A 24,437-nucleotide genomic window follows, 5' to 3' on the forward strand; every position below is an offset into this window, starting at 1 on the left:
GAGATCAGAAGGAGGGTAATGCCGCAACTTGACGCAAGACTTACTAGCTGTCTTGTTCGGATATTGACGGCATTTGGCGCAGGCACATCATGCCCACGCGGACGTCCGGCGGCGGCTGCCAGGGGGATGGCGGCGCGGCGCACCAGTCGGGCTCTATCTTTATCTCCCCACCGAGCCTTGGCCGGCGGCGCGTTGGCGCACAGCCGGGGCGGCTCTGTATCGGCAAGCATTATGCCATGAGGCGGCGCCGATTCGGCCTGAAATCCGCCCCCCGGTTCAGGTTGCAGCAGTTTGAACCTGAGCGGGCGGCTGGCCGGAGTGGCTGGCGCCCAGGTTGTCGATCAGGGTGGGGTGGCGATCAGGGCCCGTCCTGCGCCATCGACTCGGCCCACAGCGCGCGCACGCGCTCCAGGTCGGCCGGGGTGTCGACGCCGGGCGCCGGGGCGGCAGCGGTTTCCACCACGGCGATGCGCTCGCCATGCCACATTGCGCGCAGTTGCTCCAGCGCCTCGGTCTGCTCGAGCGGCGCGGCGGCCAGGGTCGGGAAGCGCCGCAGGAAGCCGGCGCGATAGGCGTACAGGCCGATATGGCGCAGCACCGGCATGGCCGGCAGCGGGACCAGGGCCATCGCGGCGGGCACGGCCGGCACACCCGCCCACGCGTCGCGCGCCCACGGGATCGGCGCGCGCGAGAAATACAGCGCGCGTCCGGCGGCGTCGCACACGACCTTGACCACGTTGGGATTGAAGACCTCGGCGATATCGTGCAGCGGGTGGGCCGCGGTGGCGATGGCGCAGTCGGCGTGGCGCGACAGGTGCAGCGCCACCTCGTCGATCAGCGTGGGGTCGATCAGCGGCTCGTCGCCTTGCACGTTGACCACGATGGCGTCGTCGGGCAGGCCGAGTTGCGTTGCCACTTCGGCCAGGCGGTCGGTGCCGGTGGGGTGGTCGGCGCGGGTCAGCACGGCTTCGATGCCGTGGTCCGCGCAGACCTGCGCCACGGACGGGGCGTCGGTGGCGACCACGGTGCGCCGGGCGGACGAGGCATGGGCGCGTTCGGCCACGCGCACGATCATCGGGCGCCCGCCGATATCGGCCAGCGGCTTGTCGGGCAGGCGGGTCGAAGCGAGCCGCGCGGGGATGACGACGGTGAAGGCCGGAACGGTCATGGTGCTGGCTTGGTTAGCTTCAGTTGCCCGCGGTGGCGCTCAGTTGCCATTCACCGGCGCGTCAGGGTCGATGGCACGGCCCGGCACCGACTGGCGCGCTTCGTCGGCGAGCATCACCGGGATGCCGTCGCGGATCGGGTATGCGAGCTTGTCGGCGTGGCAGATCAGTTCCTGCGCGGCGCGGTCGTATTCCAGCTTGCCCTTGCACAGCGGGCAGACCAGGATTTCAAGCAGCCGGTTGTCCATCTCGGTGTTCCTCGTTGCGCCCGGCGCCGCCGGACGTGGCCGCCGCCGACTGCGCGGTCGGTGCGGTGTTGATATGCGCCAGCACGGCGCTGCGGATTTTGTCGATCAGGCCAGCGTCGATCACCGGCCTGGTAGGCACGACCCAGATGCGCGGGTCGTCGAAGCGCTCGCATTTTACGGCATCCTTCTCGGTGATCAGGATCACGTCGGCATCGAGCGCGTCGGCGTTGCCGGTGAACGGGTCTTCGGCAAAGTCATAGTGGTCGGGCAGCGGCAGCGTCTTCGGCGACAGACCGGCGCCGCGCAGGCTGGCGAAGAAGCGCTCGGGGTTGCCGATGCCGGCCGCGGCGAGCACGCGCCGCCCGGCAAAGGCGGCAACGGGCCGCGCCATGGTCGGGTCGTTCAGCTGCCAGGCGTCTTCCAGCTCCAGCCGCATGCCGTAGACGCCGGGGCGGTCGGGCGTGGCGCGGAAGTTGGGATCATTGATCAGCGTGGCGTCGCGCGGGCGCGTCAGCGGCTCGCGCAGCGGGCCGGCCGGCAGCATCAGGCCATTGCCGCCCATGCGCGTGTCGAACATCACGATCTCGAAATCGCGCTGCAGCTTGTAGTGCTGCAGGCCGTCGTCGAGCAGCAGCACGTTGACGCCGGGGTGCGACACCAGCATGGTCTGCGCGCACAGCGCGCGGTCCGGGAACACCCACACCGGCACGTCGGTGGCGCGCGCGATCAGCAGCGGCTCGTCGCCGACGTCGCTGGCCTGCGAGGTCGGCTTGACCCGGCGCGGATGCTTGAGCTCGACGCCATAGCCGCGCGACACCACGCCGGGGCGCAGGCCGGCCTCGGTCAGCGCGTGGGCCAGCGCGATCACCGCCGGCGTCTTGCCGGTGCCGCCCACGGTCACGTTGCCCACCACCACCACCGGCATCGGCAGCCGCGTGGACTTGAACCAGCCACGCCGGTAGCCGTGCCGGCGCACGCGGGCGACCAGCCCGAACAGCAGCGAGAACGGCAGCATGACCCAGGCAAACCAGCCGCGGCGCTGCCACTGGGCGGTCACGAAGTCGGCGAGGGCATGGCGGGGAGCGGGCATGGACGCGGCGAGTCGTTCAGGTCGTGGATGGGATGGGATTGTAGTGCGCCCGGGATCCCGCGCCCCCGAAAAGGGACCCAAAGGGACTGGAAGGGACCGAAAGGGTGGATCGGCAAGGACCGGCGGATCCACCCATTATGGGCACTGCGCAGCGCATGGGGCAAGCCCGGCCAGGCTGGCTTCGCGCCCGCAGGCAAGGCCGCCGTTCCCCGCTTCCGTGGGGCAACGACGATGCCGGAGCTCAGCGCGGCTGCGAGCTCTGCGTGGCGAAGGTCAGGCGCGACAGCCCGGCCAGCCGCGCGGCTTCCATCACGTTGACCACCGCCTGGTGGCTGGCCTGCGCGTCGGCGTTGACGATCACCACCGGCGGCTGGCCATTGCCGGATCCCCCGGCGCCGGCGGGGCCGGACGCGGCGCGCAGCTGGTCGGCGAGGCTGGTTACATCCTTCTGCTCCAGCACTTTCTTGTTGATCGAGTAGACCCCGCGCGACGACACCGACACCACGATTTCCTGCGGCCGCTGCTGGGCGCGCTCGGCGTCGGCGGTGGGCAGCTGGATCTGCAGCTCGGTATAGCGCGAGTACGTGGTCGTGATCATCAGGAAGATCAGGATCACGAGCAGCACGTCGATCAGCGGGATCAGGTTGATCTCCGGCTCTTCGCGCCGCTGGCGGGAACGGAATCGCATGGCGTGGCGGGTCCGTGATCAGCTGCGGCGCTGCGGCAGGATCGCGTCCAGGAACGCGGTGGCGCGGAATTCCAGCTCGGCCACGTAGTCGTCAACGCGGCGGCGGAAGTAGCGCCAGAAGATCAGCGCCGGGATCGCCACGATCAGGCCGAAGGCGGTGTTGTACAGCGCCACCGAGATGCCGTGCGCCAGCTGCTCCGGGTTGGCGCCGGTGCCGCCCTGGCTGCCGAAGATCTCGATCATGCCGATCACGGTGCCCAGCAGCCCCATCAGCGGCGCCACCGAGGCGATCGTGCCGAGTGCGTTCAGGTAGCGCTCCAGCTCATGCGCGACCGCACGGCCGGCTTCCTCGACGACATCCTTGGCGGCGTCGCGCGAGGTGTGCGGCTGCAGCACCACGTGGCGCAGGCCGGCGGCCAGCACGCGGCCGAGCGGCGAATTCTGTTCGATCGTGTTGACCACTTCCGGCGTCGCGCGGCGCTGCTGCGCGGCGGCCAGCGCTTCGTCATAGAGCCGCGGCGGCAGCACCTTGCTGCGCTTGAGCGACAGGAAGCGTTCGACGACCAGCGCCAGCGCGAGGACCGAGGCCAGCAACAGCGGCCAGATCGGCCAGCCGGCCGCTTGAATGATGGAAAACAATTGGACCCCCGGGATCGACAACCCAATAAAGAAACCCCAACCAGCTGGTCGGCATGCCTTGAGGCGCGTCAGCAGGCAGCGCACTCCGGCATTGCTCTGAAAAATCAGGCGCAACTCTACCCCGCGGCCTGCCGCGCGGCAAGCGACGGCCGGGCCGGCTGTCTCGGGCGCGCATCGGTGCCGGCCGATGTTGGCGGCGACTTTCCACAGGGCGCAGGGACAGAATTGTGGATCGATTGTGGAAAGCCGCCGGACAAGCGATGCAAGTGCTTGATTCGCAAAAGGAAGCGTGGATCTGCTTAAAAATTAAGCAGATCCGTCCCGGGCGCTCGCGACGCTTGCCGCACACCGGGGAAAGGCGTGTTTGCAGCTGCTGCATCCCTTGTCGGTGCGATCGCGCACGATGTGACGCGGTCATCCACACCATTGCGGGACAGAATTGTGGAGCGGTTGTGGACAGGTGTCGGAGAATCCACCTAAGTCCTTGATTTTAAAAGCCTTGCATGTGATTGCTGAAAAAATAGGCAAATGCTTCCTGACGTGCTGCACGACCGCCCGATGGTGCGATGCATGGGTATACCCGAGCTTTTCCACACCCGGCAGGGAGAGAATTGTGGATGGCCTGTGGATAAAGTCTGGAGAGGTGGGCTAACCCATTGATTTCATGAGGGGTGTTGCTCGCTGCCTAAAAAATAGGCGGCGCCTCGCTATTCGACGTTCCACATGGTGCAGTGCGGGCGCATGGCTTGACATGCCGCCTACGCCGCCCCGCAGCGTGATGCCGGCCACGCTTGAGGTAATAATCAGCGAAAAAGTCGGGTAAACGGCGCGTTTTATCCAGAGATCCTGTGGATAACTTTGTGAACAAGCCCCATTGGCGCCCGCTAAGTGGTTGATGCAAAAGAGAATTGGTTATATTGCCTAATTTTTATTTCAATCATAAATCTCATAAAAATCAAAGAGTTGTACGAAGTGATGCGGCTCGCCGGGCAGCATCGGCCCATCACTGCTACCCCCTTGACAGACCAGTTATGCTGTGGACATGTCCCATCAACGCCGCTTGACCGGCGTGCGCCATGCCCGACCTGACCAGCTTTTCGCGTGACGCTTCCTCCACCAGCCCCCGCGGTGGCCGCGAAGTCATTCCTGTCGGTGAGCTAAACCACACTATCGCCCGATTGCTGGAGCGCAGCTTCCCGCTGGCCTGGGTACGCGGAGAAATCTCCAACTTCACCCGCGCGGCCAGCGGCCACTGGTATTTCTCGCTCAAGGATGCGCGTGCCCAGATCCGCTGCGTGATGTTCCGCGGCCGCAACCAGCATGTCGACTTCCAGCCGCGCGAGGGCGAGGCGGTCGAGGTGCGCGCCGTGGTCACGATGTACGAGGCGCGCGGCGAACTGCAGCTCGGCGTGGAGGCGATGCGCCGCGCCGGCCTGGGCAACCTTTACGAAGCCTTCCTGCGGCTGAAGGAAAAGCTGGCGCAGGCCGGCCTGTTCGCACCGGAGCGCAAGCGGGCGGTGCCGTCGCACCCGCGCACCATCGGCGTCATCACTTCGCTGCAGGCAGCCGCCTTGCGCGATGTGCTGACCACGCTGCGCCGGCGCGCGCCGCATGTGCCGGTGGTGGTCTATCCGGTACCGGTGCAGGGGGCCGGGGCGGCCCAGAAGATCGCCGACGCGATCGACCTGGCCGATGCGCGCCGCGACTGCGACGTGCTGATCCTGTGCCGCGGCGGGGGCAGCATCGAAGACCTGTGGTCGTTCAATGAAGAGGTGGTGGCGCATGCGATCGCGAGTTGCGCACTGCCGCTGATTTCCGGCGTCGGCCACGAGACCGACTTCACCATTGCCGATTTCGTCGCCGACGTGCGCGCGCCCACGCCGACCGGCGCGGCCGAGCTGGTCAGCCCCGACCGCTCGCACCTGCTGGCGCAGACCCTGCGCGGCCGCGACGCGCTGGCGCAGGCGATGCGCCGCGCGCTTGACCTGCGCGCCCAGCACCTGGACTGGCTGGCGCGGCGCGTGCGCAGCCCGCAGGCGCAGCTGCAGGAACGCCGCGCGCGCGTCGACAATCTGGCCCGACACTTGCGGTCGGCATTGCGCGACACCGTGGTGTCGCAGCGGCATCGCCAGCAGGTGCTGGCGATGCGCTGGAGCGCATGCCGCCCCGACACCGCCGCGGCACAAGCGGACCTGGCACGGCTATGGCAGCGGCTGCAGGCCGCCGCCACTCGCGGCCACGAGCGCGCCGGACAGCGCCTGGCGCGCGCCGCCGGTGCGCTGGAGCTGCTGGCACCGCAGCGCACGCTCGAGCGCGGCTACGCGGTGCTGCTCGACCAGCGCGGCCGTGCGCTGCGCTCGCCCACCGAGATCCGCCCGGGCAGCGTGGTCGAGGCGCATCTGGCCGAGGGCGTGGCCGACCTGTCGATTGCCGGCGTGCAGGCGAAGCTGGGCGATTTCTGAGGCACGAAGAAAAGCGTGGTCTTGGTGCTCCCGAGCGGCCCGAGCTTGCCCAGGCAAGGTGTTCTCCCTCTCCCCTCAGCGGGAGACGGGAGCAAACCGGCGCCTTTCTCAATCGCCCCGGAAACCCGCCGCCAGACAAACTAACATCGAAGCAGGGGCATAGGCCTGCGGTTTGCGCGGGTATTCCAAGTCCCCTACAATCGGCAATTCCGGACCCTACAACCCCAACCCACAGAGACAGAACAATGGAACACAAGCTCCCCCCGCTTCCGTACGCGCATGATGCCCTGGCTCCGCACATCTCCAAGGAGACGCTGGAGTTCCATCATGACAAGCACCACCAGACCTACGTCACCAACCTGAACAACCTCATCAAGGGCACCGAGTTCGAGAACGCGACCCTGGAAGAGATCGTCAAGAAGTCGTCGGGCGGCATCTTCAACAACGCTGCCCAGGTGTGGAACCACACCTTCTACTGGGATTCGCTGAAGCCCAACGGCGGCGGCCAGCCGACCGGCGCGCTGGCTGATGCCATCAACGCCAAGTGGGGCTCGTTCGACAAGTTCAAGGAAGAATTCACCAAGGTTGCCGTCGGCACCTTCGGTTCGGGCTGGGCCTGGCTGGTGAAGAAGGCCGACGGCTCGCTGGACCTGGTGTCCACCTCCAACGCCGCGACGCCGCTGACCACCGATGCCAAGCCGCTGCTGACCTGCGACGTGTGGGAACACGCCTACTACATCGACTACCGCAATGCCCGTCCGAAGTACGTCGAGGCATTCTGGAACGTCGTGAACTGGGACTTCGCCGGCAAGAACTTCGCCTGAGCCCCGGTCATCCTTGCAGCAGCAAAAAGCCCCGGAAATTCCGGGGCTTTTTGTTTGGCGTTTGATTGACGCGTGTGTTTCGCCGCTCACTGCTTCGCCTGCGATGCCAGCTGCCGCGCCATCTCGAGGTGGTGGTTCAGCGTCGGCAGCGTCTGCCGCGCGAATGCCTTGACGCTGTCGTCCTTGGCATCGTCGGCCGCCTTGCGGAACAGTGCCACCGCCTCCTGGTGGGCCTCGACGCCGAACTGCCGGGCGTAGGCGCTATCGAACGCGCCGCCGCTGAGCTTGCCGAGGTCTTCCAGTTGCTGCTTCTTTAGCTCGGGAGGCGACGCCGGCAGCTGTATGCCGAGTTTCCTCGCCAGCTGCAGCATCTTCTCGTCCGCGGCCTGATGGTCGCGGATCATCTGCGCGGCGAAGGCCTTGACCTGTTCGCCGCCAGCGCGGGTCTGCGCCAGCTTGCTGGCGGCGATTTCCAGCGCGCTGGCCTCGGCCGCGTCGCGCAGGAACAGTGCGTCCTTGTTCGGCGCCATCGCGGTGCCTGGCTTGTCCGACAACGGCGCCGCATAGGTGGCGGTGGCAAGCAGCAGCGCCATCGCCGCCAGGATCATCTTATGGACCGGTCGTATCATGATGGCCTCCTCAATCCTGTCTGGGTTGTCCGTTCTACGCCATCAGCCCGCCGTCGTGATGTCTGCGGAAAAGGCCGCCGCGAGTTCGAATCGATGTCAGCGTCCCTTGGAATCGGGCACGCGGGTCTGGTCGATGCTGGCGCCGCCGCTGCCGGTGCGCGGCTTGCCGTGCAAGCCATCGCGGTCGGCCTTGCCGGCGCTTTCCGATGCCGGCTTGGGCTTGTCGCGGCCGGGCAGGCCGCCAGCCGTATGCGGTTCCTTCGGCACGTCGCCCAGCTCGCGCGCGAGCCCGCCTGGATTGGTCGGCGTGGCACCCGGCGTGCTGGATGGCGCCACCGCGGCGCCCGGCGGCGGAATGGTCTGGCTGCCGATGGGCCCTTTGTCGGTGCGCACACCGGTGCTGTCTGTCTTCTGGGCCAGCGCGCCGCCGGCCAGCAGCGACAGCAGCGCGGCGGCCGCGGCAAAGCGGGAAGTGGATGTCACAGCGGACGCAAGGCGGATGCGCATTGGTTTCTCCTGGCGTGATGTTGTCCTGCTGTTGTTGTGCAAAGCATTTGCCGGGCCACGGATACGACGACGGCCCGTGTCGCCGTGGCCACCCGCTGCATCGCACTTTCTACAAGCACTGGCGCTTCTTACAGGCGTCACCCGCGGCGTGCGGTGCCGCGGCGCATGTGTCCGGCCCGCTGCAGCAGTGCCGCCGTGGAATGAAAGTTGCGCGCCATGCTGGAGTGGCCGCGCCGCGGCCTGATGCTCAGGAGGCGCCATGAAGCAAAGCAAGCACGACACGTCGGGCAACCCCTCGCTCGACAAGCGGCAGGGGATGGATGACCGCGAACTGCAGGAAAACGCGGCGGAAAACCAGCGCGCGCGCGAACGCGCCGCTGCGGAGTGGGAGCATGCGGCTTCGCATAGAAAGGACGCACCCAAGGACCAATCCGCGGAGCCATCCGCGGACCAACCCGCGCAGCGGCGCGAAGAGAAGCCCGCGCGCGGCGAGTTCCCGCCCGGCGTCGGCAAGCGCGACCTGCACGACCCCGGCAGCCGCGATCCGGATGCGCCGCCCACCATGAACCGCTCCTGAAACTGGCTAGCGTTCACCGCGCGCCAGGCGCGCGGCGGCGCGCAGGCTGCGCACGATGCGGTCGAACGCGGCTGCGCGCGCGTCGTCGGAGCGCTGGCGCAGCGCAAACGACGGATGATAGGTGGCGATGACGAGCCGGCCCTCGTGCTCGACCGGCGTGTCCATCATCGTGCCCAGCGTCACGCTCTTGCGGCCCAGCACCGCGCGCGCGGCGGTGGCGCCCAGCGCGACGATGATCCGCGGATCCACCTGCTTGAGCTCGCGCTCGAGCCACAGGTGGCACGCTTCGATCTCCAGCTGGCCCGGCGACTTGTGCAGCCGCCGCTTGCCGCGCAATTCGAACTTGAAATGCTTGACCGCATTGGTCATGAACAGCTTGTCGCGGTCCAGTCCGGCACGCTCCAGCGCATCGTCCAGCAGCTGTCCCGCGGGACCCACGAACGGCGAGCCCTGCAGGTCTTCCTGCGAGCCGGGCTGCTCGCCCACCAGCATGATGCGCGCGTGCGCCGCGCCGGCACCGGGCACGCCTTGCGTGGCATTGCGCCATAGCGGGCAACGCCGGCATTCGTTCAGTTCGGCACGGCTGACTGGTGGCTTCTTGCGCTCGGGCATCATCGATGTCTGGCAGTGGGACGCATGGCGCCGCTAGCCGGTGCGCAGCAGGTTCCGCGCCATGCGCCGCGGGCGCTACGCACCGGTACGGAATTTGCCTCGCCCCAACACCTCGGAGGCGGCCGGTCCCGCCGCTTCCTCCGTTGACCTGAACGCCGATTCCCAGCACGCATGCCCCAGCAACCGATCGCGCCCCCGTCCCGCCGCCGCATTGCCGCGGAACTGTTCCGCGCGATATGGCGTTTCCGCCTGCGCGTGGTGGTGGCGGTATCGCTGTTGCTGCTGGCCAAGGCCTGCGCGGTGGCGGTGCCGCTGCTGCTCAAGCTCGTGGTCGACGAAGTCACGCCGGCCGCGGCCGGCACCGATGCGGCGCGGCTCGGGCTGGTGGCCATGCCCGTGTTCCTGGTGCTGGCCTACGCGATCCTGCGGCTGATGGGCAATGCCTTCAGCGAACTGCGCGACGTGGTCTTCGCCTATGTCACGCAAAGCACAGTGGCAGCGTTCATGGAGCGCACCTTCGCGCACCTGCACGCGCTGGGCGCGCGCTTCCATGCCAGGCGCGCCACCGGCAGCGTGATCCGCGACCTGGAGAAGGGCACAGCGGCGATCGGCTTCCTGCTGGGCGTGGCAGTCTTCACCATCGTGCCGACGCTGATGGAAATCGTCTCCGTGCTGGCCATCATGATCGGCGCCTATGGCGGCGCGTTCGCCGCGATCATCCTGGGCGTGTTCGTGCTGTACTCGGCCTTTACCTGGTACTACACGCAGCGGCGCATGCGCGTGCAGCGCAAGGTCAATGCGGTGGAGGCCACCACCAACAGCAAGGTGGTCGACAGCCTGCTCAACTACGACACGGTCAAGTTCTTCGCGCGCGAGTCGTTCGAGACACGGCGGCTGTCCGACATATTGCGGCGCTGGGTCGGCATCAGCGTCGAGAACCAGTACGCGCTGTCGACGCTGCATATCGGCCAGAGCGTATGCATTGCGCTCGGCGTGGCGGCGGTGATGCTGCTGGCCACGCAGCGCGTGATCCAGGGTTCGCTGTCGGTGGGCGACCTGGTGCTGATCAATGCCTACATCATCCAGGTGGTGCTGCCGCTCAATACGCTGGGTTTTATCTTCCGCGAGTCGAACGACGCCATGACCAACGTCGAGCGCCTGTTCGCGTTGCTCGACGCGCGCGGCAGGCCCGGCGAGGACGACGACGCGCCGGGGGCGCGGCCGCTGCGCGTGACGCGCGGCGAGATCGTGTTCGACCGCGTCAACTTCAGCTACGACCCCAGCCACCAGACCCTGTGGGAGGTCAGCTTCCGCGCGCAGGCGGGGCAGACCGTGGCGGTGGTCGGCGGCAGCGGCTCGGGCAAGTCGACGCTGGCGCGGCTGCTGTTCCGCCTGTACCAGCCCGATAGCGGCAGCATCGGCATCGACGGGCAGGACCTGCGGCTGGTGACGCAGCGCAGCCTGCGCGAGATGATCGGCATCGTGCCGCAGGACACCATCCTGTTCAACGACACCATCGCCTACAACATCGGCTACGGCCGCGAAGGCGCGACCCGCGCCGATATCGTCGCGGCGGCGCGCGCGGCGCAGCTCGATGCCTTTATCGATCGCCTGCCCGACGGCTACGAAACCCAGGTCGGCGAGCGCGGCGTGCGCCTGTCCGGGGGCGAGCGGCAGCGCGTGGCGATCGCGCGCGCGATGCTCAAGCGCCCGCCACTGGTGGTGTTCGACGAGGCCACCTCGGCGCTGGACACGCGCTCGGAGCGCGCGATCCAGCAGGAGCTGTCGGCGGTGGCGCGCGGCCGCACCGCGCTGATCATCGCGCACCGGCTTTCCACCATCGTCGATGCCGACCAGATCCTGGTGATGGAGCACGGCCGCATCGTCGAGCAGGGCTCGCACGCCACGCTGCTGGCGCGCGGCGGCATCTACACGCAGATGTGGCAGCTGCAGCAGCAGCAGCGCGAACTGGAGCGCGCCGAGCGGCGCCTGGCGCTGCAGCCGGTGCGGCTGGAGACGCTGGTGGCCAGCGTGGTCGATGGCCTGCGTGAGACCATCGCCGAGCGCCACGTCAACCTGTTCACGGTGCAGAGCGAAGCCGAGCTGCGCGTGACCGGCGATCCCGGCGTGCTGCAGAAGGCCATCTGGGAACTCTGCCAGCAGATGATTGCCACCACGGAACCGGGCGGGCGGCTGGAGCTGCGTCTGGAACGGCACGACGGGCAGGCCGGGCTGCGCGTGTCGGCGTCGCCGCAGCAGGGGCCGCTGGAAGACGTGGAGGGACTGCGCGAATGGCTGGGCAAGCACGGCGTGACGCTGACCGCCGATCCCGGCGCTCATGCGTGCCAGTTGCTGATGCCGATGCGCGCGGTGCAGGAGCCGGAGCCGCGGCGCGCCCCGGCGCCCGGCACGCCCGAGGCGCTCGAAGTGCCCGACACGCAAGCGCTCAAGGGCATGCGCGTGCTGCTGCTGGACGACGACGAAACCACGCGCGAGGTGCTGAGCGCCGCGCTTGAAGACTACGGCGCGCATGCGATCGCGCAGGAGCGCGGCGACGAAGTGATCGGGTTGCTGGCGGCGACGCCGCAGGCCGAGTGGCCGCAGGTGCTGCTGTGCGACCTGGCGCTCGGCGAGGAAGACGGCTACACCGTGCTGCGCCGCGTGCGCCGGCTGGAAGCGCAGATGCAGGTGCCGCTGGGGCGGCGCATGACGGCCATCGCGCTATCGGGACACGCCGAGCCGCAGGACCGCATGCGCGCGATGATGGCGGGGTTCCAGCTGCATCTGTCAAAGCCGGTGCGGATCGGCGAGCTGGTGGCGGCGGTGAGGTCGCTGGCGACGCGGGCGGAGCAGGAGCCTGGATGAGGGCTTTCACCGCCCCCGCAAATCCCGCCTCAACGCGGCCAATTCCCGCGGTATCACCCGCCGCTCGCGCATCACCCACGGCATCCCCTTCAGCACCTCCGCAATGCCGCGCCACCCCTGCGAACGCAGCAGGCGCGGCAACTCAGCCGCCGTTTCCTCCATTGGATGGTCGCGGAACATGGCGCAGGCGGTGGCGAGCGAGCCCGGCGTCCAGCAGCAATCGTCGTCGCAGAAGGCGACATAGCGCGTGCGCGCCCATTTTGCGCCGAGGTTGCGCCGGCAGCGCGCTGAGCTGGCGCAGGGCGTGGCGCACGGTGTCGCGCCGGTTGTGCGTCAGCACCACCACGCTGATGTCGAGCGAGGCGCGCGGCGGCGCGGCATGCAAGGCTGGGTCGGCAGGCATCGGTATCGGTATTGGTATCGCGAAGGGAAATCAGCGTTGCGCAGGCTCGCCGGCGGACAGCGACCAGTAGCGCTCCGGCGCGCACAGGTCGCACAGCTGCTCTTCGCCGAACATCTGTACCTGGCTCTGGTAGGCATTGACGGCGTAGCTCTTCTGCGCGAGGTGCTGGCTGACCGGCAGGTTGACCGGGGTCGCTTGCAGTCCTGCACCCAGGCATTCGGCCAGCCGTTGCTGCAGCACCCCGGGCAGCCGGCGGTAGATTACGTCCTCGTAGTACAGCCACTGCACCGGCAGCGCCGATGCCGCTTGCCCTCGCGAGGGCACCAGCAGCGCGGCCCACGCCGCGGCGCGCACCTGCGCCGCCTGCATCAGCAGGCGGCAGGCTTCATGCGCCAGCACGTGGTCGGAATGGAACAGGCCGAGCGGCGCAACCACCATGCCGTCGGTCTGCGCCAGCAGCACGGGCTGCAGGCTGTCCGCGATCTCGCGCGGCGTATGGCGGCGGCCATACTGGCTGTCCCAGAAATCGAGCCAGACCGGCTGCGCGCCCAGCATGCCAAGGGCGCGGTTGTCCTCGCGCCGGCGCGCGCGCACTGCCTGCTCGGCACTGTCGAAGCCCGCGGCGCGGTCACAGTCCGGTGCCGGCACATCGGCGGGCGGGACGCCGGCGAAGACCGTCACCACGCGCGCGCCCCGTGCCGCGGCGATCAGGCCGCCGCAGCTGAACACCGCATCGTCCAGGTGCGGTGCAATCACCGTCACCGGGCCGGCTATGTCAGTCACCATCGAATCACCCTTGCCATCGCCACTGGCAGGTTCGTGTCGCGCGCTACCTGTTGAGCACCACGGCGCGGGCTTCGCGTGCCGTGGCGGATACCGGCACCACGTTGCCCCGCGCGCCCTGCGCGTGCGCCTGTGCCGCCAGCCGCGCCGCGAAGTAGTCGACCGTGTGGCGCAGGCCCTCTTCAAGCGACGTGCGCGGCTCCCAGCCCAGCAGGCTTTGCGCCAGCGAGATATCGGGGCAGCGCTGGTGCGGGTCGTCGGCGGGCAGGGGGCGCATCTCGACCGGCGAATGCGAGCCGGTGGCGCGCAGCACTTCCTGCGCAATCTCCAGCATAGTCGTCTCGCGCGGATTGCCGAGGTTGACCGGCATGCCGGAAGCGGGCGCGTCCATCAGCAGCACCAGCGCGTCCACGAGGTCGTCGACATAGCAGAAGGCGCGCGTCTGCGCGCCGTTGCCATAGACAGTCAGCGGCTGGCCGGCCAATGCCTGGGTGATGAAGTTGGACACCACGCGGCCGTCCGCGGGATGCATGCGCGGGCCATAGGTGTTGAAAATTCGCGCGATCCGGACATCGAGCCGGTGCTGCCGGTGGTAATCCATGAACAGCGTCTCGGCGCAGCGCTTGCCCTCGTCATAGCAGGAGCGGATGCCGACGGGATTGACGTGGCCCCAGTATGCCTCCTGCTGCGGATGCATCTCGGGATCGCCGTAGACTTCGCTGGTCGATGCCTGCAGGATGCGCGCCTTGAGCCGCTTGGCCAGCCCCAGCATGTTGATCGCGCCGTTGACGCTGGTCTTGGTGGTCTGCACCGGGTCGTGCTGGTAGTGCACGGGCGAGGCGGGGCAGGCAAGGTTGTAGATCTCGTCGACCTCGACGTACAGCGGAAAAGTAATGTCGTGGCGCAGCAGCTCGAAGTTCGGCCGCCCGAGCAGGTGCGCGATGTTCTCCTTGGTGCCGGTATAGAAATTGTCCACGCACAGCACGTCCTGCCCGGCCCGCACCAGCCGTTCGCACAGGTGCGAGCCAAGGAATCCCGCGCCGCCCGTGACCAGGATGCGCTTGCGGTCGCTTTCCTTCATCTCTGTTCTCCTTGGGCCGGGATCACGCCGCGGCCCGGCGCGCGCCGGCCGTGATGGGGCAGGCGCCGGCGCACACGCCGGCATACACGGCTTCCATCTGCTGCGCCACGCCGGCCCAGGTGAAATGGCGCTGCGCGCGGCGCCGTCCCGCTTCGCCGAGCTGGCGCGCATGCGCGGGGTCCGTGGCCAGCGTCGCCAGCCGCGCCGCCAGCGCGGCCGGCGCCTTCGGCGGCACCAGGTAGCCGGTCTGCCCGTCGACCACGGTGGAACGGATGCCGCCCACGTCGGCGCCGATCACCGGCGCGCCGCAGGCCATCGCCTCGACCGGCGTGATGCCGAAGGGCTCGTACCAGGGCGTGGTGACGAACACGTCGGCGGCGCTGTAGAACAGGCGCAGTGTGTCGCGTCCGCGCCGGCCGACGAACACCACGCTGTCGGCCACGCCTTCTTCCTTGGCCACGCCCTGCAGCCGGCCGATTTCGGGCGTGGCCTGCACGCTGGGCTGCTCGGCATTGCCGCCCACCACGTACAGCGCGGCGCGCATGCCGTGGTCGCGGCGCAGGCAGCCGAGCGCGCGGATGACGTTGTCGATGCCCTTGCGCGGCACCAGCCGGCCCAGCTGCAGCACGCTGAAGGCATCGCGCTGCCAGCCCAGCTCGCGCCGCGCCGCGTGTCGCGCTACCGGGGCAAACTCGGCGCCGTCGAACCCGCATGGCACCGTGCTGATGCGGCCGGGATCGGCGCCGTACAGGCTGACCAGGTCGTCCAGGTCCTGCGGACATTCCGCCACCACGCAGTCGGACACGCGCACCAGCGTGTCTTCGATGTCGAAGCGCGCATCGGGAAAGCCGTCGGTGCTGCCCTGGTGCAGGCGCCGCACCTTGCCCAGCGCATGGAAGGTCATCACCAGCGGAATGCCCAGCGCCCGGCGTGCCTGCAGCGCGGCCAGCCCCGACATGAAGAAGTTCGCGTGCAGCACGTCGTAGCCCACCGGATCGTGCCGGATGAACTCCACCAGGAACTCGCCGAAGGCGTCCATGTAGGGCAGCAATTGCTCCTTGGGCACCTGCACCGGTGGTCCGGCGGGCACGTGGATCACGTGTACATTGGGCGCAAAGGCGACCACCTCGGGCAGCAGCGCCTTGTCGCGGCGGGTGAACACGTCGACCAGGTAGCCGCGCGTGCCAAGCTGGCGCGCCAGGTGTGCCACGTAGATATTCTGGCCGCCGCAATCGGTGCTGCCGACACTGGCCAGCGGCGAAGCGTGTTCACTGATAAGCGCGATCTTGCGCATGGCGGTCTCCCTGGTTGCCGCTCCGCCCGCGGATTCGGGCGACTCGGACAGGGGCTGGCCTCAGCAGCTAGCGTGCCAGTGCGCTGGCGTGATCGCGCGACTGCGAAAGGCGTTGAAAAGGACGGACGGAAGGGAACCGACCGAGAAGCGTTATAGCGATTCTCGGCGCTTCTCGATCACAGATCGCTTTGTGCGTATCGAAGCAGGCGCCTTGCGGCATTGCTACCGCATTGAGTCATTCTTACGCCGCCGGTTGTAATTTGCGCTTACGAGTTTTTCCATTCAGGCATGAGCCTTGGAACGCTTGCAACACGCCCGGGCGCATACCGGATCGGGCGCGATGCTTGCAGCGTCGAAGGCGCAAAACATGCCACCCACCATGGAGCTGCCCATGAATCCGAGCGACAACGCACGTCCTGGTGCCGAGCCTTCCCCGCGCGCCTCGCATGCCGGCGCCAGCCGCTTCAGCGATCGCGCCGCGGCGAGGCGAGCCGTCGAACTGGCGCTGCCGATGCTGGAGGCATCGCTGCGCGACAAGGCCGTCGGCGAGAGCGGATGCATGCACGTAGTCGTGATGGATCCGACGCTGCAACCCGGCGACTGCACCTTCGAGGAAGCCATCCTGTACGAGCATTCGCTGCCTTCGCGCGAGGCGTGGGATGCGGACTACAGCCTGTATGCGCGCGCCAAGGCCAGCCTGTCGTGGCGCACCGGCATGGCCAGCGCCGCGGTGGTCCACTGCGCACCGCACCGGTTGCGCAGCGACGACCCGCTACTCGGCGGCGCGGCCGTGTTCGACGGCATCGTGGTCGCGGTAAGCGGTGCCAATGCCTGGTACGACGAAGCCTTCGCTGGCTGCGTGGCGGCGCTGTTGCGTGGGGTCGCGCAGGAGTGCTGCCATCGCGCGCAGGCCGGTTGAGGAAAGCTCGCGCCGGGGCTTGGCACATATTTCGCTGCGGCGTGATTCCCGGCCGGGCCGACCGGCTGTCCGACCCGCTGTCCGATTCCGGCTGTCCGAATCTGCGGACGCCATGAGCGCCGCGGCAACCGCTCACCTTTGCACGAGGATTCACCATGCAGACTCCGCAACCTTCGCAACGTCCCGATCCAAACACCGCGGCGGCGCTGCCGCTGCAGGACCGTCATTACCTCGTGACCGGCGGCGGACGTGGCCTTGGGGCCGCCGTGTGCCGCACGCTGGTCCAGGCCGGTGCGGGCGTGATCGTTGCCGATATCGACGACAAGCTGGCCCGCGACAGCGCCGAGACCTTGACCGAAGCCGGCGGCCAGGCGTGGCCGCTGCGACTCGATGTGGCGGAGCCGGGTTCGGTGCGTGCCGCCTTCGATGCCGTGCGCGAACGGGTGCAGCGGCTCGACGGCATTGTCAACAACGCGGCCATCGACGTCACGCTGCCGGTCGAGGAAGTCGATGCCGAGACCTGGCGCAAGGTGCTGATGGTCAATCTGTACGGTCCCTACCTGATGTCGCATGCGGCCGTGCCGCTGATGAAGGCGCAGGGCGGCGGGCACATCGTCAATATCGCGTCGACCGCATCCAAGCGCGCCTGGCCCAATGCGTCGGCCTATCACGCCACCAAGTGGGGGCTGCTCGGCTTCTCGCATGCGCTGCATGCGGAGCTGCGCCCGCATGGCATCAAGGTATCGGCGATCGTCGCCGGCGGCATGCGCACGCCGTTCCTGCTCGACCGTTTCCCCGACATCGACCAGGGCAACCTGCAGGATCCCGCCAACGTGGCCAACGCCGTGCGCTTCGTGCTGACGCAGCCGGAAGAGACCGTGATCCCCGAGGTCATGGTGCTGCCGATGAAGGAAACCTCCTGGCCATGAGCGACCCGGTTCAAAACGCGTGCGTATTGCCCGGCGCGGTGCTGCTCGACAAGGACGGCACGCTGCTCGACGACGTGCCGTACAACGTCGATCCCGGCCGGATGCGCCTCGCGCGCGGCGCCGCGGCGGCTCTGCGCGACCTGGGCAGCCTCGGCGTGCCGCTGGTGGTGGTGACCAACCAGCCGGGCGTCGCGCACGGCTATCACGCCGAGGCCGACCTCGTGCCGGTGCGCGAGCGGCTGGCGGCGATGTTCGCCGAACACGGCGCCACGCTCGCGGGCTTCTATTACTGCCCGCACCACCCCCAGGGCACGGTCCCCGCCTACACGCGCGCCTGCCTTTGCCGCAAGCCGATGCCGGGCTTGCTGGTGCAGGCCGCCAGTGCGCTGCGTTTCGCGCTGGGCCGGTCCTGGATGGTCGGTGACATCCTCAACGATGTCGAAGCCGGGCGTCGTGCCGGCTGCGGCACCGTGCTGGTCGATTGCGGCAACGAGACCGAATGGCAGCTTTCGCCAGCGCGCCTGGCGCACTATGTGGTGCCCACGCTCGACGCTGCCGCGCGCATCGTGGCCGCCCGCATGCGCGCCTGCGGCAACGTCCCCGCCATGCAAACGGTGGCGCCATGACGACCTGGCAGACGGCGCGGCAGGTACTATGCGTACGGCTCGACAACATGGGCGACGTGCTGATGAGCACGCCCGCGATGCAGGCGCTGGCCGAGTCGATGCCCGGCCGCCGGCTGACGCTGCTGACCTCGAATGCCGCCGCCTCGCTCGCGCCGCATTTGCCGATGGTCAGGCGCGTGCTGGCGTGGGATGCGCCGTGGGCGCGCCACGATGAAGCCGCGCCAGTCGCGCCCGGTCCTGCGATGCTGCGCTGCGCGCGCTGGCTGGCGCGCTACCGCTTCGATGCCGCGGTGATCTTCACGGTCTACAGCCAGAGCCCGTTGCCGGCCGCGATGCTGTGCGCGCTGGCGGGCATTCCGCTGCGGCTCGCCTGCTGCCGCGAGAATCCCTATGCATTGCTGACCGACTGGGTGCCCGAGCGCGAGCCTGCGATGCAGCCCGGCCAGCGCCTGCGCCACGAGACCCGGCGGCAGCTCGACCTGGTCGCTCAGGTTGGCGCCAGCGCGCGCGATACCCGGCTGCGCTTCCGCGTGCTGGCGGCCGACCGTGCCGCGCTCGCCGCCCGCATCGCGGGCTGGCGCCGCGGCCGCAGCGGCCCGCTGGTGGTGGTGCATCCGGGCGCCAGCGCGGCCTCGCGCCGCTGGCCTGCGGCGCGCTTTGCCGAGGTCGCGCACGCGCTCGCCACGCAGGCCGGCGCGCACGTGCTGGTGACCGGCGCCGACAGCGAGCGCGAAACCGTGCAGGCGGTCTGCGCCGGTGCACACCATGCGCGCGTGGTGCCGCTGGCGGGCGCGCTGACGCTGGGCGAGATGGGCGCGCTGCTGGAGGCAGCCGACCTGCTGGTGTCGAACAACACTGGTCCGGTCCATCTTGCCGCCGCGCTTGGCACGCCGGTGGTCGACCTGTACGCGCTGACCAACCCGCAGCACACGCCGTGGCAGGTGCCGCACCGCACCTTGTTCGCCGACGTGCCGTGCCGCTACTGCTACAAGAGCACCTGCCCGCAGGGCCACCATCGCTGCCTGGAGGACGTGCCGGCCGCACACGCCGTGCAGGGCGCGCTGGCGCTGCTTGCCGGCGATGCGGACGCGCCGCCGGCGCAGCCGCTGCCGTGGCCTGGCGCCGATGCTCCATTGACCGAACCGGCAGCGGGCTTTGTCCCGGCTGCCCCCTTTGTCCCCGCCGCCATTTCCGCCCTTGGCGCGGCACGCGCCGCCCCGGCCGTGCCGGCTGCCGATCCACCGAGCCCCGACGAGGTTGCCCATGTTCACCCTTGGCATTAACGCCGCGTACCATGACTCCGCCGCCTGCCTCGTGCACGACGGCGCGGTGATCGCCGCCGCGGAAGACGAGCGCTTCACCCACATCAAGCATGGCAAGCGCCCGGTGCCGTTCACCGCGTGGGAGCTGCCGTTCCACGCGATCGACTATTGCCTGGCCGAAGCCGGCATCACGCTGCGCGACGTCGACCACGTGGCCTACTCGTTCGACCCAGCGCTGATGCCGGGCGCGCGCACGCACGATGCCACCGTGACGCTGCCGCTGGAGCCATCGAAGCAGGGCGCACCCGCCGGCAACGCATCGCCATGGGACCCGCTGTTCCTGTCGTACGTGGTCAACGCGCCGCGCCAGCTGGCCAGCGGCGCGCCGCACCACCTGGCCGCGCGCTTCCGCGGCGTTACCCATGACGGCCCGTTCCGCTGGCACTTTGTCGAGCACCACATGGCGCACGAGGCCAGCGCCTTCCTCGCGGCGCCGTTCGCGCGCTGCGCGGTGCTGACCATGGACGGACGCGGCGAGCGCGCCACTACCAGCTACGGCGTGTTCGACGGCAGGGAATACCGCCGCATCAAGCAGATCGACCTGCCCGACTCGCTCGGGCTGCTGTACGAGCGGGTGACCAGGCACCTCGGCTTCCTGCATTCGTCGGACGAGTACAAGGTGATGGCGCTGGCCTCGTACGGCAAGCCGGACTGCCTCGATGCCTTCCGCGGCATGGTGAGCCGCGATGCAGAAGGCGGTTACCGCGTGGCGCAAGCGGACCTGACGGCGCTGCTGGGACCGCCGCGGCAGCGCGGCGAGGCGTTCGGGCCCCGGCATCTCGATATCGCGCGTTCGCTGCAGGAGGTGCTGGAGGAAACCGTGGTCGGCATGACCACGTGGCTGGCCGAAGCGACCGGCGAGCGCCACCTGTCGATGGCGGGCGGCGTCGCGCTGAACTGCGTGATGAACGCGCGCGTGCGCGACCGCAGCCCCTTTGACGAAGTCTGGGTGCAGCCGGCCGCGGGCGATGCCGGCACCGCGCTGGGCGCGGCGCTGTGGGTCGACTTCCTGCAGCGCGGCCGGCCGGCGCGGCAGTGGTCGATGGACCACGCCTACCTCGGCCCGGCCTATACCGACGACGAGATCGCCGCGTTCCTCGACTGGGCGCACCTGCCGTACCGCCGGCTTGACGATATCGCCGCGCAGACCGCCGAGCTGCTGGCGCAGAACCAGATCATCGGCTGGTTCCAGGGGCGCATGGAATTCGGCCCGCGCGCGCTGGGCGCGCGCTCGATCCTGGCCTCGCCGATCGACGCCGGCATGCAGCAGCGGCTCAACGAGATCAAGGACCGCGAGGACTTCCGCCCGGTGGCGCCGGTGGTGATGCAGGAGCGCGCCGCCGACTGGTTCACCGCGGCCAGGCCGGGCCGCGGCGAGGCGCCGTTCATGCTGTTCATCTACGACGTGCGCCCGGAACAGGCGCCGCGCATTCCGGCGGTTTGCCACGTCGACGGCACCGCGCGCGTGCAAACGGTGCGGCGCGAGCAGAATCCCGCCTACTACGACCTGCTGGCCGCGTTCGAGCGCCGCACCGGCGTGCCGGTGCTGGTCAACACCTCGTTCAATACGCGCGGCGAGCCCATCGTCTGCACGCCGCGCGATGCGGTCGAGTGCTTCTGGACCTCGCCGCTGGATGCCCTGGTGATCGGCTCGTTCCTGCTGGAAAAGCCCGCGGCGGGCAGCCGGGGAGGACCCCATGCACAGGACTGAGCCGCTGGTCTCGGTGGTGATTCCCACCTGGCGACGCCCGGCGCTGCTGGCGCGCTGCCTGCAGGCGCTGTGCGCGCAACGGCTGCCGCCGCAGTCGTACGAGATCATCGTCGCCGACGACGGCTGCGAGGCGCGCATCGAACGGCTGGTGGCGCTGATGGCGTCCCGGCATCCCGCGCATGCGCTGCGCTACGTGGCCGTGTCCGGCACACAGGGTCCGTCCGGGGCGCGCAATGCCGGCTGGCGCCGCGCTGCGAGCGCGGTGATCGCATTCACCGACGACGATACCGTGCCGGATCCGCACTGGTTGCGCGAAGGCTGCGCGGCGCTGGCGCGCCAGCCCGAATGCTGCGCCGTGGCCGGCGCCGTCGAGGTGCCGCTGCCGCCGCGGCCGACCGATCATGAGCGCGATACCGGCGGACTGGCGCAGGCGGAGTTCGTTACCGCCAACTGCTTCGTGCGGCGTGAAGCGCTGCGGCGCATCGGCGGCTTCGACGAACGCTTCACGCGCGCGTGGCGCGAGGACTCGGACCTGCAGTTCCGGCTGATGAACGAGGTCTGCCCGGTCGGCCGCGCGCCGCGCGCGGTCGTCGTGCATCCGGTGCGGCCGGCGGCATGGGGCAGCAGTATCGCCGCGCAGGCCAAGGTGTATTACGACGCGCTGCTGTACAAGAAGCATCCGCGCCTGTACCGGCAGCGCATCCGCCGCACGCCGCCGTGGCATTACTACGTGGCGGTGCTGGCGCTGCTGGCCGCGCCGGTGGCGTTGCTGGCCGGGGCGCCGCGTGTTGCCGCCGGCGCCGGCCTGCTGTGGCTGGCGCTGACGGTGTCGTTCTGCCTGCGCCGGCTGCGCGGCACGGCGCTGACGCCCGCGCATGTGGCCGAGATGGCGCTCACTTCCGTATTGATTCCGCCGCTGTCGCTGTTCTGGCGCCTGCGCGGCGCACTGGCATTCCGGGTGGTGTTCCTATGACAAGCGCAACCATTTCCCCTTTGAACCTGCCGCTGATGCCCGCGCGCAAGCCGCATGCGCCGGCGCGCCGCATCGCGGTGTTCCGCGCGCTGCAGCTGGGCGACATGCTGTGCGCGGTGCCGGCGCTGCGTGCGCTGCGCGAAGGCGAGCCCGATGCGCACATCACGCTGATCGGGCTGCCGTGGGCGCAGGAGTTCGTCTCGCGCTTCGGTGCGCTGGTGGATGCGCTGATGGTCTTCCCGGGTGCGCCCGGCATGCCGGAGCAGTCCTACGCCGAGGCGGCCGCCGCACCGTTCTACGCGGCCGCGCGCGCGGCGCGCTTCGACCTGGCGATCCAGCTGCATGGCAGCGGCTCGCTCAGCAATGCGGTGGTGCGGCGACTGGGTGCGCGCCGCACGGCAGGATTCTGCCCCGACGCAGCCGACCATGACGCTGCCCATACCACGGGCGTGCGCAGCACGCGCGAAGGCATGCTGCTACCGTGGCCGCAAGGCAATGAAGTCGTGCGGCTGCTGTCACTGATGCAGGCGCTGGGCTATCCCGCCGCCGATCCCCACCTGGAGTTCCCGCTGCGCCCGCTCGATCATGCCAGCTGGCGCCTGCTGGCCGAAGAGCATGGGCTTGGCCCGGGCGGCTATGTCTGCATCCACGCCGGCGCGCGCATGCTGTCGCGGCGCTGGCCGCTGCAGCGCTTCGCCGAGGCGGGCAGGGCGCTGCGCCGCCACTGGAAGGTGGTGCTGACCGGCAGCCGCGACGAAGCGGCGCTTATCGATCAGCTCGCGCGGCGCATCGGCAAGCCGGTGGTCAACCTGTGCGGACAGACTTCGCTGGGCACGCTGGCCGCGCTGATCGGCCATGCGCGCCTGCTGCTGTGCAACGACACCGGCGCCTCGCATATCGCCGCGGCCATGGATACGCCCAGCGTGGTGGTGTCCTGCGGCAGCGACAGCGCGCGCTGGGCGCCGCTCGATGCCTCGCTGCACCGCGTGCTGGCCGAGCATCCGCCGTGCCGTCCCTGCATGCACCAGCAATGCCCGGTCGCCGGCCACCCGTGCGCCGCCGGCATCAGCGTAAAGCGCGTGGTCGATACCGCGCTGGAACTGGCGGCGCGGGAGTATGACCATGCCTAGGCGCCTGCGCATCCTGACCTGGCATGTCCATGGCAATTACCTGTACTACCTGTCGCAGGTCCCGCACGACCTGTACCTGGTGACGCGCGACGACGGCACGCCCGGCTATGCCGGCGCCGGCGGCGCGCTGCCATGGGGCAACAACGTGCGCGAGGTGCCGTACCAGAGAGTGCCGCAAGGGCAGTTCGACTGCGTGCTGTACCAGCACCGGCACCATTACCTGCGCGATCGCGTGGAACTGCTGAGCGACGCGCAGCGCGCGCTGCCGGCAATCTACCTCGAGCACGACCCGCCGCAGGAACATCCCACCAATACGCTGCATCCGGTCCAGGATGCATCGGTGCTGCTGGTCCATGTGACACCGTTCAATGCGCTGATGTGGGACAGCGGCGTGACGCCGTGGCGCGTGATCGAGCACGGCGTGATCGTCGACAGCCAGGTGCAATACAGCGGCGAGCTGGCGCGCGGCATCAGCGTCGTCAACAACCTGCAGAGCCGGGGCCGCCGGCTGGGCGCGGACGTGTTTGCGCAGGTGCGGGAGCTGGTGCCGCTGGACCTGGTCGGCATGGCGGCGCAGCAGGCGGGAGGGCTCGGTGAAATACCCAATCCGCAACTGGCCGCCTTTGTCGCGCGCTACCGCTTCTTCTTCAATCCGATCCGCTATACCAGCCTGGGGCTGGCCGTGGTGGAGGCCATGACGCTGGGCGTGCCGGTGGTGGGGCTGGCGACCGCGGAACTCGCCACGGTGATCCAGAGCGGCAGCAACGGCTACGTCGATACGCGCCTGGACGTGCTGGTCAGCGTGATGCGCGAGCTGCTCGACGATCCGGAGCTGGCGCTCGCATGGGGCGAGCGTGGCTGCCGGCTGGCGCGCGAGCGCTTCGGCATCGGGCGCTTCGTTGCGGAATGGGACGAGGCCCTGCGTACGGTGGCGGGATAAGCCGGAGGCAGCGCACCCG

The 24,437-nt window shown here is 69.2% G+C and carries 24 protein-coding genes and 1 pseudogene; 12 read left to right on the top strand and 13 right to left on the bottom strand.

The genetic code is table 11. From position 1 onward, the window contains the following. Positions 1 to 358: 358 nt before the first annotated feature. The 5 genes from kdsB to E1J61_RS09715 form a co-directional block, all read right to left on the bottom strand. Positions 359 to 1,168: a 3-deoxy-manno-octulosonate cytidylyltransferase gene (gene kdsB / locus E1J61_RS09695; protein ID WP_133093848.1), complete on the bottom strand. Its 810-nt coding sequence runs from the start codon at positions 1,166 to 1,168 to the stop codon at positions 359 to 361. Positions 1,169 to 1,207: 39 nt separating this feature from the next. Continuing rightward, positions 1,208 to 1,414 (bottom strand): Trm112 family protein, encoded by a 207-nt coding sequence (locus E1J61_RS09700; RefSeq protein ID WP_133093849.1) that lies wholly within the window; start codon positions 1,412 to 1,414, stop codon positions 1,208 to 1,210. Then, on the bottom strand, positions 1,395 to 2,504 hold the full coding sequence (gene lpxK, locus E1J61_RS09705) for a tetraacyldisaccharide 4'-kinase (protein ID WP_133093850.1): 1,110 nt from the start codon (positions 2,502 to 2,504) through the stop codon (positions 1,395 to 1,397). The genes E1J61_RS09700 and lpxK overlap by 20 nt, the downstream gene beginning before the upstream one ends. Before the next feature lie 241 nt (positions 2,505 to 2,745). Continuing rightward, positions 2,746 to 3,192, bottom strand: a complete 447-nt coding sequence (locus E1J61_RS09710) for a biopolymer transporter ExbD (RefSeq protein ID WP_133093851.1) — start codon at positions 3,190 to 3,192, stop codon at positions 2,746 to 2,748. A gap of 18 nt (positions 3,193 to 3,210) precedes the next feature. Continuing rightward, positions 3,211 to 3,831, bottom strand: coding sequence for a MotA/TolQ/ExbB proton channel family protein (locus E1J61_RS09715; protein WP_133093852.1), 621 nt, complete (start codon positions 3,829 to 3,831; stop codon positions 3,211 to 3,213). 1,076 nt (positions 3,832 to 4,907) lie between these two features. Here E1J61_RS09715 and xseA point away from each other — a divergent pair. Both xseA and sodB read left to right on the top strand, forming a co-directional pair. After that, the gene (gene xseA, locus E1J61_RS09720) at positions 4,908 to 6,293 is read left to right on the top strand and encodes an exodeoxyribonuclease VII large subunit (RefSeq protein ID WP_133093853.1); all 1,386 of its coding nucleotides are present in this window, start codon (positions 4,908 to 4,910) and stop codon (positions 6,291 to 6,293) included. A 245-nt stretch (positions 6,294 to 6,538) separates the two neighbouring features. Further along, a complete protein-coding gene (gene sodB / locus E1J61_RS09725; protein ID WP_133093854.1) occupies positions 6,539 to 7,117 on the top strand; it encodes a superoxide dismutase [Fe] in 579 nt (192 codons plus the stop codon). 86 nt (positions 7,118 to 7,203) lie between these two features. On the opposite strand, the gene E1J61_RS09730 is transcribed toward sodB, so the two are convergent. Continuing rightward, positions 7,204 to 7,746 carry a DUF4142 domain-containing protein gene (locus E1J61_RS09730; protein ID WP_243736825.1) on the bottom strand — a complete coding sequence of 181 codons (543 nt, stop codon included), beginning with the start codon at positions 7,744 to 7,746 and terminating at the stop codon, positions 7,204 to 7,206. A 96-nt stretch (positions 7,747 to 7,842) separates the two neighbouring features. Further along, positions 7,843 to 8,253 carry a hypothetical protein gene (locus E1J61_RS09735; protein WP_133093855.1) on the bottom strand — a complete coding sequence of 137 codons (411 nt, stop codon included), beginning with the start codon at positions 8,251 to 8,253 and terminating at the stop codon, positions 7,843 to 7,845. A 259-nt stretch (positions 8,254 to 8,512) separates the two neighbouring features. Between E1J61_RS09735 and E1J61_RS09740 the strand changes: the two genes are divergently transcribed. Further along, positions 8,513 to 8,830 (top strand): hypothetical protein, encoded by a 318-nt coding sequence (locus E1J61_RS09740; protein ID WP_133093856.1) that lies wholly within the window; start codon positions 8,513 to 8,515, stop codon positions 8,828 to 8,830. A gap of 6 nt (positions 8,831 to 8,836) precedes the next feature. Here the strand turns inward: E1J61_RS09740 and E1J61_RS09745 are convergent, their stop codons facing one another. Continuing rightward, positions 8,837 to 9,442, bottom strand: a complete 606-nt coding sequence (locus E1J61_RS09745; protein ID WP_133094216.1) for a UdgX family uracil-DNA binding protein — start codon at positions 9,440 to 9,442, stop codon at positions 8,837 to 8,839. A 171-nt stretch (positions 9,443 to 9,613) separates the two neighbouring features. On the opposite strand from E1J61_RS09745, the gene E1J61_RS09750 reads away from it, so the two are divergent. Beyond that, on the top strand, positions 9,614 to 12,307 hold the full coding sequence (locus E1J61_RS09750) for an ABC transporter transmembrane domain-containing protein (protein ID WP_133093857.1): 2,694 nt from the start codon (positions 9,614 to 9,616) through the stop codon (positions 12,305 to 12,307). Between the two features lie 6 nt (positions 12,308 to 12,313). On the opposite strand, the pseudogene E1J61_RS38805 reads toward E1J61_RS09750, so the two are convergent. The 5 genes and pseudogenes from E1J61_RS38805 to E1J61_RS09770 form a co-directional block, all read right to left on the bottom strand. Continuing rightward, positions 12,314 to 12,529 (bottom strand): annotated as a pseudogene (locus E1J61_RS38805) (hypothetical protein); the annotation flags it as partial. Further along, on the bottom strand, positions 12,450 to 12,710 hold the full coding sequence (locus tag E1J61_RS38195) for a hypothetical protein (protein ID WP_243736826.1): 261 nt from the start codon (positions 12,708 to 12,710) through the stop codon (positions 12,450 to 12,452). The pseudogene E1J61_RS38805 and the gene E1J61_RS38195, both read right to left, overlap by 80 nt. Before the next feature lie 30 nt (positions 12,711 to 12,740). Further along, positions 12,741 to 13,496: a PIG-L deacetylase family protein gene (locus E1J61_RS09760; protein ID WP_133093858.1), complete on the bottom strand. Its 756-nt coding sequence runs from the start codon at positions 13,494 to 13,496 to the stop codon at positions 12,741 to 12,743. 43 nt (positions 13,497 to 13,539) lie between these two features. Continuing rightward, a complete protein-coding gene (locus E1J61_RS09765) occupies positions 13,540 to 14,574 on the bottom strand; it encodes a UDP-glucuronic acid decarboxylase family protein (protein WP_133093859.1) in 1,035 nt (344 codons plus the stop codon). A gap of 22 nt (positions 14,575 to 14,596) precedes the next feature. Further along, positions 14,597 to 15,868: a glycosyltransferase gene (locus E1J61_RS09770; protein ID WP_133093860.1), complete on the bottom strand. Its 1,272-nt coding sequence runs from the start codon at positions 15,866 to 15,868 to the stop codon at positions 14,597 to 14,599. Positions 15,869 to 16,259: 391 nt separating this feature from the next. Here E1J61_RS09770 and E1J61_RS09775 point away from each other — a divergent pair, with 391 nt between their 5' ends. From E1J61_RS09775 to E1J61_RS09810, 8 genes are all read left to right on the top strand, one after another. After that, on the top strand, positions 16,260 to 16,787 hold the full coding sequence (locus E1J61_RS09775) for a hypothetical protein (protein WP_133093861.1): 528 nt from the start codon (positions 16,260 to 16,262) through the stop codon (positions 16,785 to 16,787). A 155-nt stretch (positions 16,788 to 16,942) separates the two neighbouring features. Further along, positions 16,943 to 17,716, top strand: coding sequence for an SDR family oxidoreductase (locus E1J61_RS09780; RefSeq protein WP_133093862.1), 774 nt, complete (start codon positions 16,943 to 16,945; stop codon positions 17,714 to 17,716). Further along, positions 17,713 to 18,342 (top strand): HAD-IIIA family hydrolase, encoded by a 630-nt coding sequence (locus E1J61_RS09785; protein WP_133093863.1) that lies wholly within the window; start codon positions 17,713 to 17,715, stop codon positions 18,340 to 18,342. Before E1J61_RS09780 ends, E1J61_RS09785 begins: the two co-directional genes overlap by 4 nt. Further along, a complete protein-coding gene (locus E1J61_RS09790; protein WP_133093864.1) occupies positions 18,339 to 19,625 on the top strand; it encodes a glycosyltransferase family 9 protein in 1,287 nt (428 codons plus the stop codon). Before E1J61_RS09785 ends, E1J61_RS09790 begins: the two co-directional genes overlap by 4 nt. Beyond that, complete coding sequence (locus E1J61_RS09795) at positions 19,606 to 21,375, top strand: carbamoyltransferase C-terminal domain-containing protein (protein ID WP_133093865.1); 1,770 nt, start codon at positions 19,606 to 19,608, stop codon at positions 21,373 to 21,375. Before E1J61_RS09790 ends, E1J61_RS09795 begins: the two co-directional genes overlap by 20 nt. Then, positions 21,362 to 22,348 carry a glycosyltransferase family 2 protein gene (locus E1J61_RS09800; RefSeq protein ID WP_133093866.1) on the top strand — a complete coding sequence of 329 codons (987 nt, stop codon included), beginning with the start codon at positions 21,362 to 21,364 and terminating at the stop codon, positions 22,346 to 22,348. Before E1J61_RS09795 ends, E1J61_RS09800 begins: the two co-directional genes overlap by 14 nt. Positions 22,349 to 22,383: 35 nt before the next feature. Continuing rightward, positions 22,384 to 23,478, top strand: a complete 1,095-nt coding sequence (locus tag E1J61_RS09805) for a glycosyltransferase family 9 protein (protein ID WP_133094217.1) — start codon at positions 22,384 to 22,386, stop codon at positions 23,476 to 23,478. Beyond that, a complete protein-coding gene (locus tag E1J61_RS09810; RefSeq protein ID WP_133093867.1) occupies positions 23,471 to 24,418 on the top strand; it encodes a glycosyltransferase in 948 nt (315 codons plus the stop codon). Before E1J61_RS09805 ends, E1J61_RS09810 begins: the two co-directional genes overlap by 8 nt. Positions 24,419 to 24,437: the final 19 nt, after the last annotated feature.

This window comes from Cupriavidus sp. L7L, from assembly GCF_004353535.1.
GTDB classification, from domain to species: domain Bacteria; phylum Pseudomonadota; class Gammaproteobacteria; order Burkholderiales; family Burkholderiaceae; genus Cupriavidus; species Cupriavidus oxalaticus_A.